Below are 1,819 nucleotides of genomic sequence, written 5' to 3' on the forward strand. Positions count from 1 at the left end.
ACCCCACCCCACCCAGCCGCGTTACCACCCCACCCCACCCAGCGGCGTCAACACCGGTACACACCCCCGCCGCCAGGGGGCGTACGCACATACGCGCGCCCCTCGCATATGCCGACACGCCCCAGGTGCGTGACTCCTCGGCGGATGGAGCGTTGGTCAAGAGAGATTGACCGAAACGGGCCGCATTGCGTGACGCACCGTCCTTTGGCCCGATCCGTTCCTATGCCGGTACGAGAGGCTTGTTCATGGCCGACCACGCCACCCACGACGCTCAAGCGAGGGCCAGCTTGCATCTGCTGGTGCGGGACATCGAGCGGGTCCGCCGTCAGGTGGATGCTCTGCGTACGCTCACCGCCCAGCTGGGCAACGTCTACCGCCCGCGTCGCTCCGGTCCCTCCACGGGCTTCGTCGTCTACGGCCGGGCGCCCGCCCCCACCGTCCGTCTGGCCCAGGAGCTGCGTGACAGCGTCGAGACGCTGGTCACCGCCGCGGTCGACTTCGACCGCTCGCTCGGATTCTCGTGGGACGCCGTGGGCTCGGCCCTCGGGGTCACGAAGCAGGCCGTGCACCGGCGTTACGGGGCCCGGCGGGCGGCCGCCGCGGCAGAGGCCGCCGAACCGCTGGCCGAAGGCACGACGACCCGCACGATCAACATGCCCACGGTGCCGGCCGCCCGCTCGATGCCGCCGCAGCCCACGTCCGGCTCCCAGGGGCTGCGCGAGGAGGCCACGGCCCGTCCGGCCGCCTTCCCCGGTCCCCGCACCGGCTGACCCACTCACCGGCCCACGCCGGGACCGCGGCCCCGCTGGGCGGATCCTCAGCCCACCGGGGCCGCCGCGCATCACCCAGTCCGCACCCCGCACCGCACCCGCACCCGCACCCAGCTCCGCACCCGCGCCCCGCACCGCATCCGCACCCGCACCCGCCCACCCACAGACGATCAGATACGGTCGCGAACGGATCACCGGCGTGATCAACGCCGTCCGAAGCCGACCAGGGGGCGACCGTGGAGCAGGTGCCGTACCAGGACCACACCTGGAACCAGAACCGGGCCCAGCACCAGCACCAGCACCAGCACCAGGATCCGAGCCAGGACGAGCACCAAGCCCTGACAGCCCAGACCCTGGCGGACGTGCTGGACGCGGCGGCGCGGGGCCAGTACCCGCCGCCCGACGGTGGTGTGACGGTGCTCCCGCAGCCGAGCCACCGCGACGCCGGGGTGATCGCGTTCACCGCGCACTCGGTGGTGTTCACCGACGAGGACCCCGAGTGGGTGCACACCACCCTGGCCGCCCTGGACTGCGACGCACTGGCCGCCACGATGAACGCCCGCTTCCTCGCGGCCCTCCTCGGCCGGACCGGCCGGACGACCGACACGATCGACCTCCTCACGGCGGCGGACCCGCTGCCGGGTGAACCGCCACTCCCCCTGCGCGAGCTCGTGGACCCCGACCACCCGCGCGTGACGAGTGCCCGCAGGCGCCGCGACGACGTACGCGTCTGGGCCTGCGACGGCGGGGTCCTCGTCCTCGGACGAGGCGTGGCGGGACGCTGGGAGACGGCGATCGAAGTCGACGAAGACGCCCGCCACCGCGGTCTGGGCCGGTCCCTGGCCCTGGCCGCCCGGCACCTCGTACCGGACGGCTCGCCCGTCTGGTCCCAGCAGGCCGCCGGCAACGCCCGCAGCGTCCGCGCCTTCCAGGCCGCGGGCTACCGCCCGATCGGCGCGGAAGCGCTGCTCCTCCCCCGCCTCTGAGCACCGGCCGCCCGAACCGGGCACGGCCGCCCCTCCAGCAACCGACCGACGGACCTCAGGCCC

2 protein-coding genes are annotated in these 1,819 nt (G+C 73.9%); both read left to right on the top strand.

The window, feature by feature from the left end; translation table 11 throughout:
- The first annotated feature begins 245 nt into the window (after positions 1–245).
- Positions 246–770: a hypothetical protein gene (locus tag IF43_RS0135440; protein WP_030211095.1), complete on the top strand. Its 525-nt coding sequence runs from the start codon at positions 246–248 to the stop codon at positions 768–770.
- Between the two features lie 338 nt (positions 771–1,108).
- Complete coding sequence (locus IF43_RS0135445) at positions 1,109–1,756, top strand: GNAT family N-acetyltransferase (protein WP_030211096.1); 648 nt, start codon at positions 1,109–1,111, stop codon at positions 1,754–1,756.
- The last annotated feature ends 63 nt before the right edge of the window (positions 1,757–1,819 follow it).

This window comes from Streptomyces sp. NRRL S-87, assembly GCF_000719335.1.
Taxonomy (GTDB): Bacteria; Actinomycetota; Actinomycetes; order Streptomycetales; family Streptomycetaceae; genus Streptomyces.

Excerpts from the sequence above, each read along its gene's own strand:
- IF43_RS0135440 (WP_030211095.1), top strand. The coding sequence starts at position 246 with ATGGCCGACCACGCCACCCACGACGCTCAAGCGAGGGCCAGCTTGCAT.